Below are 20,293 nucleotides of genomic sequence, written 5' to 3' on the forward strand. Positions count from 1 at the left end.
TTAATCAAAATCGCCCACAGCGTCCACCGTATTAAGCACTGGGGCGGCAAGTCATGAGATATGAGCGCTCAATTGTCCCCGTAGGCAATACAACCCAAGTGCGCCCTGCCACGCGCACGGAAATAATGGCAAAAAATGCCACCACCGCCGTGCAAAGCAGCACCGCCAAAGCACGGGAAAAAGCCGTTAACCGCGACATCATTTGCAATTACATCAGCCAGTTAATGGAAAGCACCAGCACGTTAACCTTAGCGGTCAATTTGCTCTTAGGCCGTGCCGATGATGACACCTTGCCGCCGCATATCAGCAGTGCCTTACGCGCTTGCGCCGCTGGCAAAGCAGAGTTTCCCAGCAAAAGCCGATTGTGCGAGTGGTACAAAAACAAACGCGAAGGCGGTATTGATGCCATCGTGCCAAAGCACAAAGGCCGCCAGCGGGTAGAAGGTGGCTGGGAGCAATTGGCAATGGAATTGTTTAACCAATCCAGCCAACCCAGCTATGCCAGCGTGCATAAACAACTCACCGAGGTACATGGCTTTACCTGCCAATACCCCGCCGTTAAAGCGTACTTACAAAAACTGCCTGCCAAGTTGGGTAAAAATGGCCCTGCCCGCTTAGGCAAAAACCTGCACCGTTTAACGCAAACAGGTTATGCACGCCGCACCACTGAAAACCTACGTGTTGGTGACATCTACGTCGCCGACGGTTACAAGGCCGATATTTACCTAGCCCACCCCATGACGGGCGATATTTTTAGGCCGGAACTCACAGTTAGTATGGATTTAAAAAGCCGCTATATCGTCGGCTGGCGACTAGATGAACACGAAGGCAGTTTTGCTGTGCAAAGCATGTGGGCAGAAACCTTTGTCCGCCATAACCATGTGCCGCCACTCTTATATATAGATAACGGCTCAGGCTACCGCAATAACTTTGTCGATGATGAAATCACAGGCTTTTACGTCCGTGCAGGTGTGGTGCAAATTATTCATAGCATCCCAGGCAATCCGCACGGCAAAGGTTGGATTGAACGGTTTTTTAAAACCATGAAAGAAGACTTTTTAAAAATGTGGATGCCGGAGTTTTATTGCGGCGATGAAGCCGCCGATGAAGTGCGTAACAAAGTAGTCCGCGAATGCAAAGCCAAACGCCTTGCCCCGCCAAGCGTTTTGCAATTTGCCGACGCCTTTAATGCCTGGCTAGAACGTTACCACCAACGCAAACATCCCGAAGAAACCAGCATCAGCCACGCAGGTGTTTGGCAAGGCTTGGTAGCTATACCGCCTGCTATATCACTGATTGAGCTTAAGCGCTTTGTTGTGCAGCTTAAAGTGCGCCGCGCTAGCGTCAAGCACAAAAAACGCGAATACAAACATGCCGATTTATACGCTTTCAACGGGCAAACCGTGCAAGTAGAGCTGGATATGATGGATAACCGCGTTGCTGTTATCCGCACCTTAAGCGGTGTGTGGCTATGTGATGCCATCTTGATAACTGCTATTGATGTCGTGCCAAACACCTTGCTAGAAGAAAAACGCATCACCCGTGCTAGCGATGCGGTTAAGCGTTTGGAAAAGAAAATCAAAGAACAGCAACACCGTGGCGGCAATTTAATTGATGCCGATGCCATCGCCGATGGCGCATTGGCAATAGAAAGCACCGCCACCCGCATAGAAACTGATGAAGACGATATAAAACTGGAGTTGTACTAATGGAAGCTACCGAAAAAACCTACCCCAGCCACTATAGCCCGGCAGATATTAACCAAATCGCCGCCATTAAAACGTGGATTGCCGACAACAATTACACCCAAGCCGCCGTCGCCCGTTTAGCGCGTACCAGTGCGCCCGCGTTAAACCAAATCCTTAGCGGTGCTTATGGCGCATCACCCAGTAAGATTTTGTCAGCAGTTGAATCCGCCCTGCGTAATGTTGATGACAGCAGCCAACAAAGCATCGCCGCTGTTGAAACCAGTGTATTCAAACTAGCCAACGCCGCCTGTTCACAAGCCAGAATTTACCGCAATTTTGCTGTGATAAGCGCTTACGTTGGCACAGGTAAAACCTACGCCATGCGCCATTACACCGCCAGCCACCCCAACACCTACTTAATCGAAGCCACACCAATGATGACTGTTAACACCCTTATCAAATTACTGGCCCGTAAAGTCTTGGGGTATGAAGTCAAGGGCAGCATGGACGATAAATTTAACGCCATCATCAACGCCGTTATCAAAACCGACACGCTATTTATTTTTGATGAAGCCGAAACCGTCACCCCCAGCGTACTGAATGCCTTACGCCGCCTGCGCGACATCGCCAATGTCGGCATCGTGTTATGTGGCACGGAATACCTGCGTGGCATCCTCAAGCCAGAGCACGGGCAATTTGACCAAATCCGTAGCCGTTGTGGCTTCTTTCCAGAGACCATCCAAGCCATCACCAAAGAAGACGCAGCCGCGTTAATACAAGCCAGTTTTGGCGCAGAAGAAGTCGCCGACGATGTGATAGAGCGCATGTATAAATACTGCCAAGGCTCAGCCCGTATGCTCGTGGAAGGCTTAGTTGCAGGTATCCGCGAATACCGCAAAGACCACCCGCTTAATGTAAAGCTGGTGGATGCGGTCGCTAAACAAGCCTTGTGCTTGCAACCCATCGTTTAAAGGCGGCGTTATGAGGATTAAATGCCCCGCCTGCGGATCAACCAGTTCATTAGATGCTTTGGTAGCTAATCAATCTGCCACCGATGCCTTAATGCAAGTTGCCAAAATGTCGCCAATTGGCCCCTTGGTAATCCGTTACCTTGGCTTGTTTCGCCCCAAAAAAAGCCAACTAAGCTGGGCGCGTGTTACCACGTTATTGGCTGAGTTAACACCCATGATTGAAGCGCAACGCATTGAGCGCGATGGCGTGGTCTGTGATGCCCCTCCGCACATTTGGGAAGTGGCGCTGCAAAAAATAATCACCCTGCGTGATGCCGGAAAAATAGACACTCCGCTAGGTGGGCACGGCTATTTGCTGGACATCATCAAAACCGAAGTCAGCCGCCCACAGCCTGACAATCTGCCCGTGGTAATCAATGGCAAGTCGCCCGTTGCTGCCAGCTTATCAGCCACTGCCAATGCCGTTAATGCCCTGCAAAGCATGAAAGGAGGCAGCGATGTGGTTGCGCGATAGCATCATAGAAGGCCTGCAAACCCTGCTGGTTTTGCGCCTAAACGGCACACCTGCTGTTGATACCATCACAGCTGTAGCGGAGGTATGGATTGCGGTATTCAACAACCAACACATCAAATGGAATCAACAGCAAGATGCCGACCGCATTCGTGAAGGCTTTTTAAAAGCAGCCGGCACGCTTAAAGACTGGCCTGCACCATGCCAAGTATTAAGCTGCCTGCCAGCACGCCCAAAAGCACAACAAGATGCCGCCGAAGTTAAATGCCTTGGTATGCCACCCGCTATAAAAAAGCAATTCCAAACCATCCTTGACGACCCAAAGAATCAAGTTAAACGCGGTAGCGTTAAAGCTGCTTACAGCATTCATTTTTACCGACACCCAGACGACCCAAACCAAGCGTATTACCAAATCGTCTTTAACGATAAAGCCAGCACACCCGAGGCACCGATTGACCAACTTATAGAGCAAGCCGACAGCTGGCTATGCCAACGCGCTACCCCTGTGGGTGGCCTTTACCAAAGACCCAAAGCCAAAGAGTCTGTAGATGAACCCGAAGCACATTATTGAAATTTTTGACATCCAACAAACCGACACCAGCAATAAAACCATTGGTTTTCGCGTGGTGGGTGATAACGATAACGAAACCGATGCCGACATCTTAGTGCATCAACTCGCAGAAACATTAAGCCTAATCGCTAAACCTATCATTGATACAAGCGAGGATAAATAATGGAAACCACCACACAAATCCCAACCACCACACCACCGGGCTATATCGCCCTTGATGAGCTGCCCGTTGAAATGCTTCAAGAGCTTTTGGCAAAAAAACAAGCAGAAGCCAAAAAGAATGATCCGGTCGCCCTTTACCATGCTGAATTGAATAAACAACTGCCAGAATTAATGGCAGATTTAAAAGAAGCGTCCGAAAAGTTAGCCGCTGTAAAACTCAAGGTGTTTACCGTGGGAAAGCACTTGCTTGAATTGAAGTACAAAGCTTATGGCATCAAGCCATCGCGCAGTAAGTACCTTGATGAACAACGTAGCCATTTATTTAGCAATGGCACAGACAGCATCACCATTGGCTTTAACGTCAACGAAGGCTGGACTGATGATGTAGATGTGGGTGTTGAAAAAATCAGCCACTTTTTACAAAACATAAAAACTAAATCATTAATGCAAGCGGGTGATGAAGACCAGAAAGATGCGGACAACATCAATGCGCTGGTTGATTTGGTGTTTAGTTTGTTGCGCCGTAATAAAAACGGCAATATCAACTTATCTGCCGTCGCCAAGCTGGAGGATATGGTCAGTAAATTCAATAACAACGAATTTACAGAAGGTGTAAGCATCCTTAAGGCGTCATTTAAGCCCGTTAAAACCGCGTGGTTTATTGAAGCTAGCACTAAAAATGGCATTAACGGCACGGAAAACATCCCACTATCAATGACAGCCGTTAACTTCCCCGCCGACTTTGTCTTTGAGTTTTTGCCGCCACGGCAAAACTAAGGAGGCAAAATGCCAACAATAAACCAGCTGAATGACGAAGAAATTGAAGCGATAAGAAGCACGTTTACGCCAGTTATGCGGGCGATTGTTGGCGCACTGGGTATCGTACGTGCCCAAGAGTTTTTAAAGCAGCATGGCGGCACTTATATAACGCTACCTAAGCACGATGGCAGCCGCCTTGGTTTAAACACTGAAGAACTCACCAAGCTACACCAAGCGCTTGCCGACCATTTGAGAAATGATTGCCACATAGCCCTGCCCAAAGCAGACAGAATTTTTAATGTGTTTAGAAATATAGAATTACGCCTTAACCGACATCAGTACACATTAAATGAATTGGCAACAATGGCAGGTATCTCATCGCGGCATGTGCAGAATATTTGCAAACAAGTGAAGGTTGATAGTTTGCAAGATGATTTGTTTAATTGATTTGGGGGATTTATGAATAATATGCTTAAAAATATTAGACGGCTGCGATTGCAGCAAATAATGAGGGGTGATTTTAGTTGTAAATTAGTTATTTATAATGGATCAATACCCACTAGGAAAACTGTATTAGCGGAAATAGAAAGATTAGAAAACCTGCCAGTGTCAGTGAGTAAAAGCTATTTGCAAATAAGGGCAATGGGGGAGCTATGAATATGGAAGATACACTTAGATTTATCGCTGGTTTAGGTTTATTCGGATTGGGCGGTGCTTTAGGTTATTTAAGTACCGTTTTAATTTTAAACGTTTTCGCCGGAAAGAAATATGGGGTAGTTGTAAGAATCGAGCGGCCTTATCCCATACGCGCCCCTAAGTTGACGGATAAAAACAGGCATCTTCTTGAAGGCCTGCTCCGCACGCTGAATAGCGAAGATATGGATATTGCCAAAAAAATCATTGATGCAGAAAGCGCAAGACTTCATAAACCTAACAATCCTAGAGTTATGCTCTGGATGTTGGAAGATGATGAAGAGCGTTTAAGGTGGTTTGAACAATACTTGGATGCCGTCCAAGGCTTGCATGATCTAGCTAATACGGAATATTACAAATATTCCGACAATCCCAGCTGTCAAATCCTTTGGGTGCGGCCTTTTTATTGCGTGGCATCTGAAAAAGACATGTATTTAGCCACTGATAATACTTAAGCAAGGATGGAGCTATGATTGCAGACTTAAAACAACCAGCTAAAAACTGGCTTGCTGACCATCTAAATAATTTTGGTAATTTACTTAATGCTGGCGATGACCCAAGCTGCATTATCAGTCTACCTGAAGGCGTTGAAATTGAGATTAGACTAAATAAATTGCCGGAAGTGTTTGAGAGGCAAACTTTTCGAATTGATAGTAAATAACTAGCATCGTAGGGTGGGCAAAAAATTGCCACCTAGACTATAAGGCTGATTTTTTTCATATGGATAAACAATGATTACATCACAAGAAGCTGAAAAACTGGCAAAAGAACAAATGATTAACTATGTAAACGCCTGCAAGTGCCAAGCGCAAGATGATGTCGCAAATGTACTGATGAAGTTAGCTAGCGTATGTGGTGTTGGTATAAATACGGTTGTCGGCAATGCTGATGCTGTAGATAGACTGCAAGGGGTTACTGATTTTATTAAATCATTAAATACAAATTAGCATCGTAGGGTGGGCAGGCTGTTTTGCCCACCCTACATAACTATCAAACCATAATTTTTTAACAGCAAAGGCCACCAAAGCGTGGCCTTTTTTATGCCCGCTAGAAACGTTTCCAGCCTAAACCCATTGCTATTAACACAGTAAAGTAACCAAAAATTATTTTACTGACACGGAATAGCAACCATGCCCGAAAACGAACAATCAACAGTTATCGACCTAGCGACAATCATGGGGGAACTGGGAACAATTAAAGGCTCAAGTGATGCCCATTTTACTAACCTGTTTGCCCAGTTAAACAATATTCGCGATGATATTCGCGCTAGTGAGCAACGCGTTAATACACGTATTGACGGCGTGGAAGACCGCGTTAAAGTGCTGGAGCAAGACAATAAGGATCAGATCAAATCCATTGCTAAACAAAGTGTCATTACCACTGCTATTACTACCGTAATTATTCAGAGTGGGATTGAATTCTGTAAGCGGATGGCAGGCTAATGGCTCACAGCCAAGAAACCAAGGACAAAGTCCGACAACTGTACATCGAAGGAATGCCGCTGACTTCAGCGGCATTATCTTGCGAGCCGTCGGTCAGCTATGACACGGCAAAAGCCTGGAAAGCCACCGCCAAGAAAAAAGGTGACGATTGGGATACCGCACGGGCAGCATTTAGCATTAGCGGTGCAGGTATAGACCAACTCAACTTGCAAGTGATTGAAAACTTCAATCGCCAAGCTATCACCATTCAGCGCGAAATTGATAATGACATCAGCTTAACCGCGATGATTAAAGTGCAGTTGCATAGCACCTTAGCTGATAGTTACGCCAAATTTTCCAAAGCCTTTTCCCGTCTTAATCCCCAATTCAGTGGGCTTTCCATCGCGCTCGATACCTTAAAAACCATTGTCGAATATTTACGCAAAAATGATCCGGCAGCACTAAAAGCCATCCGGCCGCACATTGAAAATATTGGCGCAATTTTGGGTAAACGTCATGGACATAAATAATCCCGCGCTAGTCGATGGTTATGATGACTTGGATGGACTTGATGACATCAATGATATTAAAAATCTGGGTGAGTTTTTAAAAGGCGTCGAAGCCTTAGGCGAAGACTTGCGGCGTATTATTGAGCTGGAAGTTGAAGCGTTTGATGTTGACCCAGAAGCCAGCCGTACACGTCGCGAACGGGTACAAAACGATTATGAATTTTTTGTCACAACCTATTTCCCGCATTACGTCCCGACCGCGCACTTTTCACTTTTCCATCAGTTTTTATTCAAACGCTTCCCCAAAGTGATTGACGATGAAAAAGATGCCCGTGATGTTTACGAAGCCCCGCGTGGTGAGGCTAAATCCACATACGTCACCCAATTGGGCGCACTGTGGCTGATTGTCACCGGGCGCAAGCATTTGCTTTGCATCATTATGAACACGCTAGAGCAAGCGATAGAAATGCTCGAAAGCATTAAAGTCGAACTAGACACCAACCCCCGCTTAATCTTGGATTTTCCCCATGCCACCGGAAAAGGCCGAATTTGGCAGGCTTCCGGTGCTGTTACTACCAACAATATCAAAATCCGCGTCGGCGGCACGGGTAAGAAATTGCGCGGTATGAAACACGGCCCTTATCGTGTCGATGCAGTGTTTTTAGATGATTTGGAAAACGACGAAAACATCAAAAGCAAAGAGCAGCGCGACAAAACCAAAAACTTTGTCTTATCTGCCGTAGTGGGCCTGGCTCCGCCGATGGGTGGCATGGATATTTTTTGGGTAGGTACGTCTTTGCATTACAACGCCGCCATCAATCAAGTGGGTAATTCACCCGGCTGGCGAGTGTATGTGTTTAAAGCCATTACCCGATGGCCTGACAACATGCGGCTCTGGGAAGAATGGGAAAATATCTACACCCGCACCGGGACGAACGAAGAGCGCGATGCGGCGGAAGCGGAAGCAAAACAGTTTTATGCAGACCACCGCGAAGAAATGGATGCAGGGGCTGTTATTAGTTGGCCCGGTGTCAGGCCGCTTTATAAGCTGATGTGCTTACGAGCCACTAACCATGACTCATTTAGTCAAGAACAACAAAACGAAGCAGGCAACGATGACAACGCGCCGTTTAAAGATGTGCAGTTCTGGGTAAACCATTTGCCAGAATGGATATTTTTCGGTGCGATTGATCCATCGCTAGGTAACAAAGGCAAAAAAGGCGATCCATCAGCTATTTTGGTGGGCGGCCTTAATCGCCGGACGATGGTTTTAGATGTGATTGAGGCAGACATCCAGCGCCGTGTACCCACATTGATTATTAGCCGCGCTATCGAGCTGCAAAAAGAATTCCAATGCTTAGCATGGGCAATTGAAACCGTGCAATTTCAGGCGTTTTTATGTTCACAGTTGATTACCTATGCCGCTGGTGAAGGTATCGCCTTTCCTGCTGTGTCAGTCATACCGCATACGGACAAAGACTTACGCATCATGTCATTGCAGTCTTATGTGCGTAACGGTCAAATCCGCCTAAACCGCAACCAAACCACGCTAATCAACCAGCTCAAGTTTTACCCCGAAGCCGACCACGATGACGGTCCCGACGCGCTCGAAATGCTCCACACCTTAGCTTGTCAGTTTGGCGGTGAATACCGCTATGAAGGCGCCGGTGGTAGCCAGCGTGGACGCACAACAATTGATAATGATGGATGGCAAGATGATTAATATCGGCTTTCAAAAACGTCTTACTGCCTTGCGATCGTTAATACCCAAAGGCTTAGATACACGGCAAACAGACACCCGCAACTATAACAATGCAGCCTATGACTATCGGCAAATCGATACCCTAGACCCTGCCCGTGTCGCCCAAGCGTTTCAGCTGGCAGAGCAAGGCTATATCCATGAGCAAGCCAAGCTTTTCACAATGATTGAAGAGCGCGACGCGCATATTTACGACAAGCTCAATAAACGCCGCTTGGCTATTACTAGCCTTAAATGGCAGTTAGTGCCGCCCCGCGATGCCACGCAAAGCGAGATAGACCGCACTGCCGAACTAAGCGACATGCTGACTAGCATCGATAACTTTGAAGACTTCCAGTTCGACATGACCGACGCCATCGGTAAAGGCTTTGTCGCTATGGAATTCAATTGGAAGCCAGGCAGCACCTTTTTGCCTGCCTCGATTGATTTTGTGCCGCAAGCATTGTTTCAGATTGATTTACCAACCAATGAACTGATGTACGTTAAGCGCGGCATCCCAGAGCCACTGCGCCCGTTTGGTTGGATAAAGCATGAACACCGCGCTAAATCGGGTTACATGGAGCAATGCGCGTTGTTCCGAGTATTAACGTGGCTGTATGCCTTCAAAGCCTACGACTACAAAGACATGAACCGTTTTTTAGAGGTTTATGGCATCCCGTTGCGCTTAGGTAAATACCCAGCTGGCGTAACACCAGGTCAACGCCAAGAGCTTTTAAAAGCCGTGCGAAACATAGGCAATGATGGCGCTGGCATTATCCCCGCCAACATGCTGATTGAGTTTGTTGAAGCCAAGCAAAAAGGCAATGTCGATGACTTCTTGAAGGTTATTAAGTATTGGGAAGAAAAACAAAGCGGCGCGATTTTGGGCGGTGAAATTGATGGTCAAGGCGTTACAGAAACCCGCTTAGCCATTTATGAAAAAGTCCGTGAAGAAATCAAACTGCATGACGTTAAGCAGCTTGAACCCAGCTACAGAAAAGGCTTAATCGTGCCAATCTGCGCGTTAAACGGATTGTTCCCGCCTGGTCGTGAGCCATCCATGAAAATGGATACAGAACAGCCAGCCGACCAAGCAAAAATGATTGATGTGTTAACCAAGGCCGTTAATCTGGGTATGGAAATCGATAAAGATTGGGGGCATCAATCCCTACAAATCCCCAGAGCCAAAGAAGGCAGTGTAATTTTAGGCAAAGCCACACCCACGCCAGCGGCATTGCGGGCCGCCTTAGCAAAAACTCCATTGCTCCAACAAGGCGACATCGCCGCTGCTTACGCCGCGCAGCTTACAGCATTAGCAATGCCGCACGAGCAAGCCATGATTACTCATATTTATGACACGATCCGCGACAAAGGAAGTATTGAAGATGCTATCGCCGCATTAGCCACTATTGAGCTGAGGGGCATTAATAGCACGTATGTGGATTTAATTGCCGATGGTTTTAGCGCGGCTCATTTAGCTGGACGAGTGGATGCAAAAAAATGAGCGACTTAGCCGATGATGCCAACCGCGCCGCTGCGCATGATTTAAACGTCAGTCTCGTACGCTCTCAAAAAGCGGTACCAGAAATTGTTGCCAACGGTTATTGCCATAATTGCGGACATCCAGTGCCGGATAAACGCCGTTGGTGCGATGCCGATTGTTGTGATGAATGGCTAGAAGAAGGCTGGTTAAATGGACATTAAAGCCGCCTTTAATTTGCCTTTTAAAGATGCGATATCCTTTTTTGAAAATAAGCTAAAGCTGCCCACGGCAAGCTATACCGACGTTTATGAAAAGCAACATGCCAATGCCTTTGTCGTCGCAGGCGCACAAACCGATGCGTTGGTGGAGGATTTTTACAACGCCCTGCACAAAGCCTTGAAAGAAGGCACGGGCTTGAAACAATTCCAAGTCGACTTTGACACTATTGTCGAAACGCACGGCTGGAGTCATCACGGCTCACCTGGCTGGCGTAGTAAATTAATCTACGACACCAATGTTGGCCAGTCCTACAACGCGGGCAAGTATGTGCAGATGATGAGCGTCATGCACTTGCGGCCATACTGGGTTTATCGACATCACAGCATTGTCAATCCGCGTGTCGAGCATCAATTTTTAGATGGTTTGATACTCGCCGCTGACAATGCCCGCTGGGAATACATCACGCCCAAAAATGGTTATGGCTGTCAGTGTACGGTGGATAGCTTAAGCCTTATGGAAGCGCAAACCGAGTGGGCTAAACAAGGCAAAACAGGCGTGGATGAAACCCCCGCTATCCGGTGGGAAGAAAAAATCATCGGTAAAACAGGCAGCAACCCACGCACGGTAAAAGTGCCTATTGTTACCCATAACGGCAAAGATACGATGATCGACCCTGGCTTTGCTTATAACCCCGGCAAGGCATGGCTAGAGCCGCACACGATGCCGCCCTTGGCAGGCTACGATGCCGTATTAAAAGCACGTGGCGCAAAGTGGCCTACCAGCACACCAAGGCCAGCACTGCCAACGTTAACGCCAATTAAACCAACGGCATTATTGCCCGTTACCACTGCACCTGAAGTGGCAGCTGAAGAGTTTTTAAATACCTTTGGTGCTGATCTTCAAACAGGCGCGGTGTTTGAAGATGTAGTAAACCAACCAATCGCCATCACCAAACGGCTGTTTGCTGATGAAACAGGCAGCTTTGCGGCGATCCCTGCTAAAACCATCCAAGCCGTCAATCTGTTGGCAATGGCCTTAGCAGAACCTGATGAAGTCTGGTGGAACTGGGAGCAAGACAATAACCCCAGCGCCTCACCCGATGCGCCAAAACGCTGGCGCTTAAAACGCCGTTACTTGCGCCTGTTTAAACTGGATGGCAAAGCCGATGTGGCTATTACTGCATTCGAGTGGTGCAGATCAAAAGGCTGGGTGGGTGATACCGTTTTCACCACGCCGTTTGAAAGCGACATAGACCCCGCATTGGATAACTGGCGGGTAGGCAAATTGGTCTATAAAAAAGGGGAAAAATAATGTCACTCAGCATTACGTTTGAAAACGCGTTAGAAGGTGATTATTTAGTCCGTGCCTTACACCAAGCACGCGGGCAATTGGTTAATCAAGACGTAACCACCAGCCTTGGTTTAGCGTTAAAAATACGTAATGAAGCCAGGCATGTAAAAGAGGTTGATCCAGACGGTAAGCCGTGGACACCGCTTAAGCCATACACGATCAAGCATAAGACTAACCCACGGATGTTAGTTGAAAAGGGCGACATGTTAAGGCTATACAGCCATCCAGATCATGATTCTGTAACTATCGGTACAGCAGATGAGAAAGCCTATTGGCATCACCATGGCACAGTTTGGAAACCCAAGGCGGAGGATGTTGAAAGTGGAAAGAAAAATTACTTTGAACACTCAACTAAACATTTGCCAGCACGTCCTTTAGTAGGCTTCTCGGTGGCAGATAAGGTTTTCACTGTGGCTTTAATCGAAGACCACATTCAAGCCGTCTTGCGCGGCGCACTACACCAGCGGTAATTATGACCAAGCTATCCGAACATTTTGACAGTAAAGAATTCGCCTGCCGTTGTGGATGTGGTGAAAGCGATGTTAACCCTACGCTAATTAAAACGCTGGAGTTGATTAGGGAAAGCATCGACTTACCCATAAAAGTCATAAGTGGCAGGCGTTGTGCCAAACACAATAGGGCTGTTGGTGGCGCTAAAAACAGCCAGCACAAGCTAGGCAATGCCGCTGATATACAAGTCGCCGGATTGTCGCCCAAAGAAGTCCACGCGATTATTGAGCAAATCCATAAAGAAAAAAAAGCGCACATTGGCGGCTTAGGTTTGTATAGAACTTTTGTGCATATAGATATGCGCCCCGGCGTGGCACGTTGGTAGGGATAAGGGTATCACCACTTAATTGCGTATCGGAGGTAGTTATGAGTAGTATCCGTGATTTTTTAAGCCAGCTCGACATAGACCAACTTAAAAATGCAATAACAATTGCAAATGGATTTATTGCTGCAAAAGATGCAGAGCCAAAAGTTAAGCTTTGGGTTATCTCATCAGAATGGGTAAATCTTGCCGCTTACCCAGAAGATCAGTATGAAAAAGCTATGCAGCGGTTGGTAGAGCTTCTTGGAAAAGAAGAAAAAGAAAGGCCTGGTCGAGATATAGGGTTCTTTTTAAAAAAATACGCATTTATCGAAAGTGAAGCTCAAGAAATGTTAAAGCTATGAATACTATCCTTGCCCAACTGCTCACCGAAGCCGACAACACCACCCATGACTTAATCCGCTGGTTGGCCTTTATTGCCATGCTAGTGGGTTTGGGTTTAGAGGTTTATGCGGTAGTCAAGCAAGTGCCGTTTGATTTGCAATCTTATGGCATTGCTGTGGGTGCAATGTTGGGTAGCACTGGATTATCCATCAAGCTCAAAGCAAACAACTAGTGGTTTAATCAATGAAATTAGTTTCAGTTTTATTCGCACGGGCAGATAGTAATTATAAAAAATTCCAAAATTGTGATGTTTGGGACGCGCAGCGTGATGCGTTGCAGTGGCCAGGCGGCACACCTGTTGTAGCGCATCCTCCTTGCCGTGCATGGGGGCAATTAAGCCATATGGCAAAACCGCGTGATAATGAAAAAGAACTAGCGCTGTGGGCGGTTGATAGAGTACGGGAATTTGGCGGCGTTTTAGAGCACCCAAAACAGTCCAAGCTTTGGCCTGCCAAGAAATTACCATTACCAAATGAAGTTGACGACTTTGGCGGATGGACATTACCTATCTTTCAGTGCAATTTTGGTCATACCGCTGAAAAGCCAACGTATTTGTATGTTGTTGGTATTTCCCCAGAATCTATGCCGCCTATGCCTATATCGCAAGGCGCGGAGGCTTGTATTATTGGAAGTCATGGGCGACGTACTGATGGCTCTCGATTGTCGCCGGGTGAATATGGTTATCGAAAATCATGCCTTAGGCCAGACAGGGAACATACGCCGCCTTTATTGGCGGCATGGCTGGTTGAAGTAGCAAGGCAATGTGTAAAACCTAGTAAACCCCCGCTAGAAGCCATTTAAACCCCATTTAAATTTTGCGTTCTCGTTTTTTCCATACCATCGCCCCGCTTTACCCAAAAACGCCTTAAATCGGCTTAGGTTAATTCCACGGCTGGAAGTATTTCCAGCCTTAACCATAGGCTTGCTATTTGTAAAACTATAGCCACTCAAACGGAGCTGGCTATGTCTGACCCAACAAAAACCCATCAACAAAATGTGCTTGCTACTGTCGCGCTGGTTTTTGAAATCACGCCCAACGCGGACGGCACTGTACCGACAGAAACCCGCTTATTGCCCGCTGGTTATTTTCGTGCGACGGATGGTCGTCCGCGTGAGTGTGCGGCTTGGTTTTTAGATGCGACTGTTGCTGATCAAGTTATTCGCCGCGCCCAAGAACACAAGAACGACATCCTCATCGATTACGAACATCAATCTCTGTATACCGAAAAAAATGGGCAAGTCGCTCTTGCTGCGGGCTGGGCGCCACCTACTAACCTCCAATGGCGTGACAGCGGCTTATGGGCAACAAATATTGATTGGACAGATAAAGCCCATGCCCATATCGCTGCTAAAGAACTGCGCTACACCAGTGCTGTTTTTACGTATTACGAAAATACGGGTGAGGTGATTGAAATCATCTCAGCCACGCTGACCAATTCCCCGGCGCTAGATGATTTGGATGATCTGGCGGCACTTAAATGCTTAGTAAAGCTTAACCGTAATCTAACTCAAGGTAACAACATGGAAAAAGACCAACAAATTGTCGCGCTGACTGTTGAGCGTGACACCATAAAACAAAGCCTTGCCGCGCTCACCACCGAGCGCGACGGGTTAAATACCAAAGTCGCCGCATTAACAACCGAGCGCGATACCCTAGCCACCGAATTAGCCGCCTTGAAAGATGAAAAAGCCCAAGCCGCTTTGGTGCAAGAAAAGGCTGACTGTGATGGGCTTATTCAAGCCGCATTGAAAGATGGCAAGGTGCTGCCCGTTGTTGTGCCGTTTTTAGAAAAGCTAAACAAGGCCGACTTAACTGAATACCTCACCAAAACGGCAGGTGTAGAGCTGGCTATTTTGGGCAAGCAGCATAAGCCAGGCAATCAAGGTGCTGGTGTTGACCTGCAAAATGGCGAGGCTATTGCTCATGCGGCGACACGCTATCAATCAGAGCAAAAAGCGCTGGGTATTGATGTTGACGACATTAGTGCTATCCAGCATGTCACCTCACAAACTGGACGCTAACTATGTACAACAATCACATATTTGTTAAATCGTTTACCCCTACAGCGGCACTTGAGCCATACACAGCGGTAAAAATGGGCAGCGCCGATGGCACAGTTGCCCAAGCCGTCGATGCAAATGACTTCGTTGTCGGCTTTGTTAATGACCGTGGCGTAAGTGCCGATGATGTAGCCAAAGGCAAAAAAGTCGATGTGGTGATGGCAGGCATTGCCGAAGTTAAAGCGGGTGGCACGATTACACTCGGTGCGCGGCTTTCCGTTACCACAGCGGGTAAGGTTGTCACAACCACGCCACCTACAGCAGGCACAACGGTCGAGGTTGTTGCTATTGCTTTAGCCTCAGCCGTCAGCAATGACGTTATCCCGGCATTAATTGCCTTTTCTACATCCTCACAACCTGGAGCATAAACATGCCTGGTAATGCAAATCCCTTAGTCATTAGTCCCGTTTTATCGGGTGTGGCAATCAAGTACAGAAATCAAGCACTCATTGCCGATAAAGTCATGCCGCGCGTTACTGTCGATAAGCAAGAATTTATTGATGTATCTGATCGTATGGCGGACTGGATTAGTACCGTGGATACCGAAGTAGGTCGAGTAGGCAAAGTCCATGCCCTTGGCACTGCCGACCAAGACCCGACCTATTTGGCAACCATCAACAACGGCTTAGACGAGCCAGTGCCTAATCAAGACGCGATGAATGGCCCTAGTGAGCTGCCATTAATGCGTGCAACCCGTCGCGTGATGAGTTTGGTTGAATTGCGCCGTGAGCAACGTGTGGCGGCAATTTGTGGCAATACCAACAACTTTGCTTACAGCTTAAGTATTAGCAATGCAAACGACCAATGGGATGATCCTGACTCTGATCCGCGCAATCAGTTGAAAGAGTATTTGGACAAGCCATTTATGCGTCCAAACAAGCTAATCATGGGGCGTTCATGTTGGTCGGCATTAAGCGACCACCCTAGTCTTGTTGGTTTAAATCGCAACTCAATTACCCGGCAATGGATGGCAGATCAGCTTGAAGTTGAAGAAATCATTGTCGGCGATGGCTGGGTTAATGGTGTTAAAAAAGGTCAAGACGCTTCAAAAGTCCGCGTTTGGGGCAAAAACTGCTTAGGCATTTATCAAGGCAGTAACATTCAAGACGGCGATGGCAGCTGGGGCTATACCGCACAATTCGGCGCTCGTATTGCAGGTACGATTATCGATTCTGATATTGGCATGTATGGCGGCGTTAGAGTCCGAGCGGGTGAGTCAGTGCGTGAAGTGGTTACTGCCACCGAATTCGGCTTCTTGCTGGTTGACGTGGTGGCATCATGAAGAAGACGGGCGAAATCGTAAAAATTTGGGTGCGTGTTACAGCTGGTCGTCACAGCATCTATGCAGCGGGCATCACTATCAATAAGCAGTGGCAAGAGGTAGATGTTGACCGCACAACCCGCGCGGCTCTTAAAGCGCACGGCTTGATTGAGGTTGTCAACGAAAACCCCAATCCTGTTTCAGAAGAATTATTGCAGCCGGAAGAAGCTGGTCGTAATACCCCATCGACTAGCGAAACAGCCGAACAGGCTGATGGGGGGGTAATTGAAAACCCATCAGGTGAAGCTGGTGAAACAACAGCCGAAGAAGAACCCGCACAAGCCGAAACCGAAGCGGTTGAAACAGCAGCCGAAGAACCAACCGCACAAGCTGAAACCGAAGCGGTTGAAGCGGTCGCTGAAGAAGCAAAGCCAGCCACTAAACCCGCTAGTAAGAAAAAACCCAAACCAGATAGCGCAGGTTAACCATGTCATTTGCCACCCGTACCGATTTACTAAAGCGAGCCAATGCCACGCGATTGGTGCAGTTAACTGTGCCGACAGATCGGGAGATGGTGGACGAAGCGGCCTTGCGTCTAGCAATTGATGACGGGGATTTAACAGGCTATAGCAATACCGATCAAGAAACCATTGCTTTAGCACTCGACGCTATAGACGGCGCATTAGCCGACGCTGATGCACTTATGCTGGGTTATAGCATCCCCGCCACCGTACAAACGCCGTTGCTTGCCCGCTTAGCGGCAACAGTCGCCCTGTATTACCTACAAAGCCAAGGCAATATGACTGATGACGTGCAAAAAGCTTATGACAGCACAATCAAGATGTTTGATTCGCATAAGAAAGGGGTTTTATCGTTAGTGCCGCCTGAACCTGAGGTTACCGTTGATGATGTGTTTTTAGGGGCGGAGATTGCATCAAGCCCATCAAGGTATAACTAAGCATGTTGTCATTAACGCCACTTGTTCGACTGATTGAGCAGAAGCCAGCCGACTTCTCTGATGTTTGGTTACGTAGAGTTGGCGGTGCGGCTGAATATGCCCAAGCCTTAAAAGAAAAGTTACCCACGCCAGCGGCTTGGGTAATACGGGTGACAGATAACGAGCAAAGCATCGGCGATGGTGCAGAAGATGTCGGAGTGATGTTTGATGTCGTGATAGCTATTGCTAATGCCCGCACACTAAAGTCTGGCGAAACCGACGATAAATTGCTGGTTTATCGCAAAGCTATAAAAAAGCTGTTGTTGGGTTATGAGCTAGAAGGCAGCATTAAACCCATAAAGCCACGCGGCGGCATGGTAGTTGATTATGTAGATGATGCGCTGTACTGGCGGGATCGGTACGAAATCGACATGGTTATCACCAATTATTTACCCGACCCAACGCCAAGCGGCGTAACGGTTAACCAACAAACCACAGGACTATTATGATTAACTTTGACACCATCCCCGCTAGTTTGCGCGTGCCGGGGGCGTATATTGAAATTGATGGCTCGATGGCATCATTGGACACCGTTGGGCAGCCGTCCATGTTGTTAGTTGGCTTAAAGCGCAATACTGGCGAAGCGGTTGCTAATGAGATTGTGTTAGTTGCAAGCTTAACCGATGCTGTAAAAAAAGCCGGTGAAGGGTCAATGCTGGCAGCAATGGCAAAACGCTATTATGCGATCACTCCATTAATGCAGGTTTTTATTTTACCTCTTGCTGCGCCCGTTACTGGCAATGCTGCTACTGCAATGATGACGATTACAAGTATGCCGGATGAGACGGAGGTGTTTTCGTTTTATCTTGCCGGTGAACTGATAGAAGTTTCTATATTGGTTGCGGATGGGCAAAGTATCAGCAATGCTCGTACGCGAATAGTGGCTGCTATCAATGCGGTTGGTATTTGTGTAGTCGCCAGCGCCGGTGAGGGCAATGGCGAAATCGTTCTGGAGTGCATACATAACGGTAGCTTTGGCAATGATATCGGTTTAAGTGTGGTTTCCGTGCCATCCGGTATGGAGTTGGATATTGAAGGATTTTCTGGCGGAACTTTGGTGCCGGATTTGATTGGCGCCAATGGCTTGGGTGCTATTTTTGATAATGATGAGTCGGGTTATCTTTACAGTGTGTCGCGCTACATTGCGTTAGGCCTGAATGATGCCGCCACACTCTCATCTTTTCATATTGAAAGCCAGCGCCGTTATGCCCCGCCCATCCAGTCAGGCTTTCGGATTTTTACGGCATTCAGTGGTGATTATGAAGGTGCAATAGCTTACGGTGCTGATAAAAACTTTGAGCATGTCACGTGTATCTGTATGAATAACGGCATTACTTCGATATGGGATGCGGCGGCGATTGTAGCCGCCAGCGCAGCACCGGAGTTGTTTAATAACCCTGTTAAATCGCTCGAAGGCGTGGCTCTAAAAGGCTTAAAAAGCGGCACTAAGTGGACGTTTGAGCAACAAAATGCACTATTGTTTAGCGGCTTGAGTTTGGTGCAAAAATCACGTGACGGCACTAGCAGCATCAAGCGTTTGATCTCAATGTACCTGCATCGCCCCGACGATTCGCTGGATGATGCCTATTTGGACATCAATACTACTGAGGTGATGGAGCGTATCCGTTACGAGCAACGGCTGGGTGCAATTATGCGTTTTACCGGCAAAGCGGCTGCTAAATCAGATGAAAACTACCGGCCTGGCTTACCGATTGTCACTTTGGATACATTAAGGGCGTATTTGCTGACACTCTACAAAGATACCCTGATGCGTGAATATGGGTGGGTTCAAGAGTATGAGCATTACAAAAACACTTTAGTAATCGAGCAAGACCCAACTAACGCTAGTCGGTTTAACTACATCGACCAACCCGTGATCTTAAGCCCGTTCTATATTCTTGCGGGCAAGGCACAATTTAGGAAAGAGGTTTAACGATGGCTTTAATTAACAACATTAAATCGGTGAGTGTGCCGTCTATTGGCAAATTGCCCTTGGCAGACAAGCCCGGCACATTTACGCCCAGCGGCAAGAAGCGTGAACCCAAAGCCGGTCGTTTGGCGGTCGATGGCGGTTTTACTGAAACTGCCACCCAAGCCAAGTTGGATTTATCTATCAACTTGTTGTCAGGCATTGATATTGACAGCCTAAACGCTATCGAAAACGACGATGTCACAGTACGCCTGGCTGACGGTCAAGTGCATTTGATGTCGGGCGCATTTGCAGCCGAAGTAGTGGCGGTGGGTGATGGCGAAGCTAAGTTGATGCTAGTGTCGAATGTGTCGGAGAAGGTGGCGTAATGGCTGACTTAACACTTAAGCACCCGATTGAGATTGGCAAAATTACTGTCAGTAAGCTTAGTTTCCGCGATTACACAACTGCTGAAGATTATTTGGCTTTTGATGTCCATGGCGGGGTTGCCCAGAACATCGTGCTGATTGCCAGTGTTAGCAACACCGATGAAACTATCATCAAGCGACTACGTGGTGTTGATTATCGCGCCGCCACTAAAATAGTGGATGCTCTGCTTGCTGCTGATAATGAGGAAGATCAAGAAAAAAAGTAGCCAAGGTGCTATCGGCGGTGTGTTTATTGATGCACGTACACCACCAACCGCTGCCGATTATTAAAGCTATGCCGCTTACTGAGCTTTTCACTTATGCAAAAATTGCCGCTGTGATGACA

30 protein-coding genes are annotated in these 20,293 nt (G+C 47.4%); all 30 read left to right on the forward strand.

Annotated elements, in window-relative coordinates:
• The first annotated feature begins 53 nt into the window (after positions 1-53).
• The 30 genes from ACYQ1O_RS03175 (at position 54) to ACYQ1O_RS03320 (ending at position 20,174) form a co-directional block, all read left to right on the forward strand.
• Complete coding sequence (locus ACYQ1O_RS03175; RefSeq protein WP_459990183.1) at positions 54-1,709, forward strand: Mu transposase C-terminal domain-containing protein; 1,656 nt, start codon at positions 54-56, stop codon at positions 1,707-1,709.
• On the forward strand, positions 1,709-2,659 hold the full coding sequence (locus tag ACYQ1O_RS03180) for an AAA family ATPase (RefSeq protein WP_459990184.1): 951 nt from the start codon (positions 1,709-1,711) through the stop codon (positions 2,657-2,659). The genes ACYQ1O_RS03175 and ACYQ1O_RS03180 overlap by 1 nt, the downstream gene beginning before the upstream one ends.
• Positions 2,660-2,669: 10 nt before the next feature.
• Positions 2,670-3,173, forward strand: a complete 504-nt coding sequence (locus tag ACYQ1O_RS03185) for a hypothetical protein (RefSeq protein ID WP_459990185.1) — start codon at positions 2,670-2,672, stop codon at positions 3,171-3,173.
• Positions 3,157-3,741 (forward strand): hypothetical protein, encoded by a 585-nt coding sequence (locus ACYQ1O_RS03190; protein ID WP_459990186.1) that lies wholly within the window; start codon positions 3,157-3,159, stop codon positions 3,739-3,741. The genes ACYQ1O_RS03185 and ACYQ1O_RS03190 overlap by 17 nt, the downstream gene beginning before the upstream one ends.
• Complete coding sequence (locus tag ACYQ1O_RS03195) at positions 3,719-3,904, forward strand: hypothetical protein (protein WP_459990187.1); 186 nt, start codon at positions 3,719-3,721, stop codon at positions 3,902-3,904. The genes ACYQ1O_RS03190 and ACYQ1O_RS03195 overlap by 23 nt, the downstream gene beginning before the upstream one ends.
• On the forward strand, positions 3,904-4,680 hold the full coding sequence (locus ACYQ1O_RS03200) for a hypothetical protein (RefSeq protein ID WP_459990188.1): 777 nt from the start codon (positions 3,904-3,906) through the stop codon (positions 4,678-4,680). The genes ACYQ1O_RS03195 and ACYQ1O_RS03200 overlap by 1 nt, the downstream gene beginning before the upstream one ends.
• Positions 4,681-4,689: 9 nt before the next feature.
• Complete coding sequence (locus tag ACYQ1O_RS03205) at positions 4,690-5,109, forward strand: hypothetical protein (RefSeq protein ID WP_459990189.1); 420 nt, start codon at positions 4,690-4,692, stop codon at positions 5,107-5,109.
• 212 nt (positions 5,110-5,321) lie between these two features.
• The gene (locus ACYQ1O_RS03210; protein ID WP_459990190.1) at positions 5,322-5,810 is read left to right on the forward strand and encodes a hypothetical protein; all 489 of its coding nucleotides are present in this window, start codon (positions 5,322-5,324) and stop codon (positions 5,808-5,810) included.
• A 14-nt stretch (positions 5,811-5,824) separates the two neighbouring features.
• Positions 5,825-6,016 carry a hypothetical protein gene (locus tag ACYQ1O_RS03215; protein ID WP_459990191.1) on the forward strand — a complete coding sequence of 64 codons (192 nt, stop codon included), beginning with the start codon at positions 5,825-5,827 and terminating at the stop codon, positions 6,014-6,016.
• Positions 6,017-6,086: 70 nt separating this feature from the next.
• Positions 6,087-6,302 carry a hypothetical protein gene (locus tag ACYQ1O_RS03220; protein WP_459990192.1) on the forward strand — a complete coding sequence of 72 codons (216 nt, stop codon included), beginning with the start codon at positions 6,087-6,089 and terminating at the stop codon, positions 6,300-6,302.
• Between the two features lie 183 nt (positions 6,303-6,485).
• Positions 6,486-6,797, forward strand: coding sequence for a hypothetical protein (locus ACYQ1O_RS03225; protein ID WP_459990193.1), 312 nt, complete (start codon positions 6,486-6,488; stop codon positions 6,795-6,797).
• Complete coding sequence (locus ACYQ1O_RS03230) at positions 6,797-7,306, forward strand: DUF1804 family protein (RefSeq protein ID WP_459990194.1); 510 nt, start codon at positions 6,797-6,799, stop codon at positions 7,304-7,306. Before ACYQ1O_RS03225 ends, ACYQ1O_RS03230 begins: the two co-directional genes overlap by 1 nt.
• Complete coding sequence (gene terL, locus ACYQ1O_RS03235; protein ID WP_459990195.1) at positions 7,293-9,008, forward strand: phage terminase large subunit; 1,716 nt, start codon at positions 7,293-7,295, stop codon at positions 9,006-9,008. Before ACYQ1O_RS03230 ends, terL begins: the two co-directional genes overlap by 14 nt.
• Positions 8,965-10,527: a DUF935 domain-containing protein gene (locus tag ACYQ1O_RS03240; RefSeq protein ID WP_459990196.1), complete on the forward strand. Its 1,563-nt coding sequence runs from the start codon at positions 8,965-8,967 to the stop codon at positions 10,525-10,527. The genes terL and ACYQ1O_RS03240 overlap by 44 nt, the downstream gene beginning before the upstream one ends.
• Positions 10,524-10,727, forward strand: a complete 204-nt coding sequence (locus ACYQ1O_RS03245; protein ID WP_459990197.1) for a hypothetical protein — start codon at positions 10,524-10,526, stop codon at positions 10,725-10,727. Before ACYQ1O_RS03240 ends, ACYQ1O_RS03245 begins: the two co-directional genes overlap by 4 nt.
• Positions 10,717-12,036, forward strand: coding sequence for a PBECR2 nuclease fold domain-containing protein (locus ACYQ1O_RS03250; protein WP_459990198.1), 1,320 nt, complete (start codon positions 10,717-10,719; stop codon positions 12,034-12,036). Before ACYQ1O_RS03245 ends, ACYQ1O_RS03250 begins: the two co-directional genes overlap by 11 nt.
• Positions 12,036-12,545 (forward strand): phage virion morphogenesis family protein, encoded by a 510-nt coding sequence (locus ACYQ1O_RS03255; protein ID WP_459990199.1) that lies wholly within the window; start codon positions 12,036-12,038, stop codon positions 12,543-12,545. Before ACYQ1O_RS03250 ends, ACYQ1O_RS03255 begins: the two co-directional genes overlap by 1 nt.
• A 2-nt stretch (positions 12,546-12,547) precedes the next feature.
• Positions 12,548-12,910: a YcbK family protein gene (locus tag ACYQ1O_RS03260; RefSeq protein ID WP_459990200.1), complete on the forward strand. Its 363-nt coding sequence runs from the start codon at positions 12,548-12,550 to the stop codon at positions 12,908-12,910.
• Between the two features lie 41 nt (positions 12,911-12,951).
• Positions 12,952-13,251, forward strand: coding sequence for a hypothetical protein (locus ACYQ1O_RS03265; protein ID WP_459990201.1), 300 nt, complete (start codon positions 12,952-12,954; stop codon positions 13,249-13,251).
• Positions 13,248-13,463, forward strand: coding sequence for a hypothetical protein (locus tag ACYQ1O_RS03270; protein WP_459990202.1), 216 nt, complete (start codon positions 13,248-13,250; stop codon positions 13,461-13,463). Before ACYQ1O_RS03265 ends, ACYQ1O_RS03270 begins: the two co-directional genes overlap by 4 nt.
• A gap of 11 nt (positions 13,464-13,474) precedes the next feature.
• Positions 13,475-14,092, forward strand: a complete 618-nt coding sequence (locus ACYQ1O_RS03275) for a hypothetical protein (protein WP_459990203.1) — start codon at positions 13,475-13,477, stop codon at positions 14,090-14,092.
• A 162-nt stretch (positions 14,093-14,254) separates the two neighbouring features.
• Entirely contained in the window at positions 14,255-15,313 is a 1,059-nt protein-coding gene (locus ACYQ1O_RS03280) for a phage protease (RefSeq protein WP_459990204.1), read from the forward strand.
• Between the two features lie 2 nt (positions 15,314-15,315).
• Positions 15,316-15,720, forward strand: coding sequence for a capsid cement protein (locus tag ACYQ1O_RS03285; protein ID WP_459990205.1), 405 nt, complete (start codon positions 15,316-15,318; stop codon positions 15,718-15,720).
• Positions 15,721-15,722: 2 nt separating this feature from the next.
• A complete protein-coding gene (locus ACYQ1O_RS03290) occupies positions 15,723-16,634 on the forward strand; it encodes a hypothetical protein (RefSeq protein WP_459990206.1) in 912 nt (303 codons plus the stop codon).
• Positions 16,631-17,098: a hypothetical protein gene (locus ACYQ1O_RS03295; RefSeq protein WP_459990207.1), complete on the forward strand. Its 468-nt coding sequence runs from the start codon at positions 16,631-16,633 to the stop codon at positions 17,096-17,098. Before ACYQ1O_RS03290 ends, ACYQ1O_RS03295 begins: the two co-directional genes overlap by 4 nt.
• A gap of 2 nt (positions 17,099-17,100) precedes the next feature.
• Positions 17,101-17,571: a phage protein Gp36 family protein gene (locus ACYQ1O_RS03300; protein ID WP_459990208.1), complete on the forward strand. Its 471-nt coding sequence runs from the start codon at positions 17,101-17,103 to the stop codon at positions 17,569-17,571.
• 2 nt (positions 17,572-17,573) lie between these two features.
• Positions 17,574-18,059 (forward strand): phage tail terminator protein, encoded by a 486-nt coding sequence (locus ACYQ1O_RS03305; RefSeq protein ID WP_459990209.1) that lies wholly within the window; start codon positions 17,574-17,576, stop codon positions 18,057-18,059.
• Positions 18,056-19,543, forward strand: a complete 1,488-nt coding sequence (locus tag ACYQ1O_RS03310; protein WP_459990210.1) for a hypothetical protein — start codon at positions 18,056-18,058, stop codon at positions 19,541-19,543. Before ACYQ1O_RS03305 ends, ACYQ1O_RS03310 begins: the two co-directional genes overlap by 4 nt.
• Before the next feature lie 2 nt (positions 19,544-19,545).
• Complete coding sequence (locus tag ACYQ1O_RS03315; RefSeq protein ID WP_459990211.1) at positions 19,546-19,908, forward strand: phage tail tube protein; 363 nt, start codon at positions 19,546-19,548, stop codon at positions 19,906-19,908.
• Positions 19,908-20,174 carry a phage tail assembly protein gene (locus tag ACYQ1O_RS03320; RefSeq protein ID WP_459990212.1) on the forward strand — a complete coding sequence of 89 codons (267 nt, stop codon included), beginning with the start codon at positions 19,908-19,910 and terminating at the stop codon, positions 20,172-20,174. The genes ACYQ1O_RS03315 and ACYQ1O_RS03320 overlap by 1 nt, the downstream gene beginning before the upstream one ends.
• The last annotated feature ends 119 nt before the right edge of the window (positions 20,175-20,293 follow it).

The organism is Methylosoma difficile, assembly GCF_054657615.1.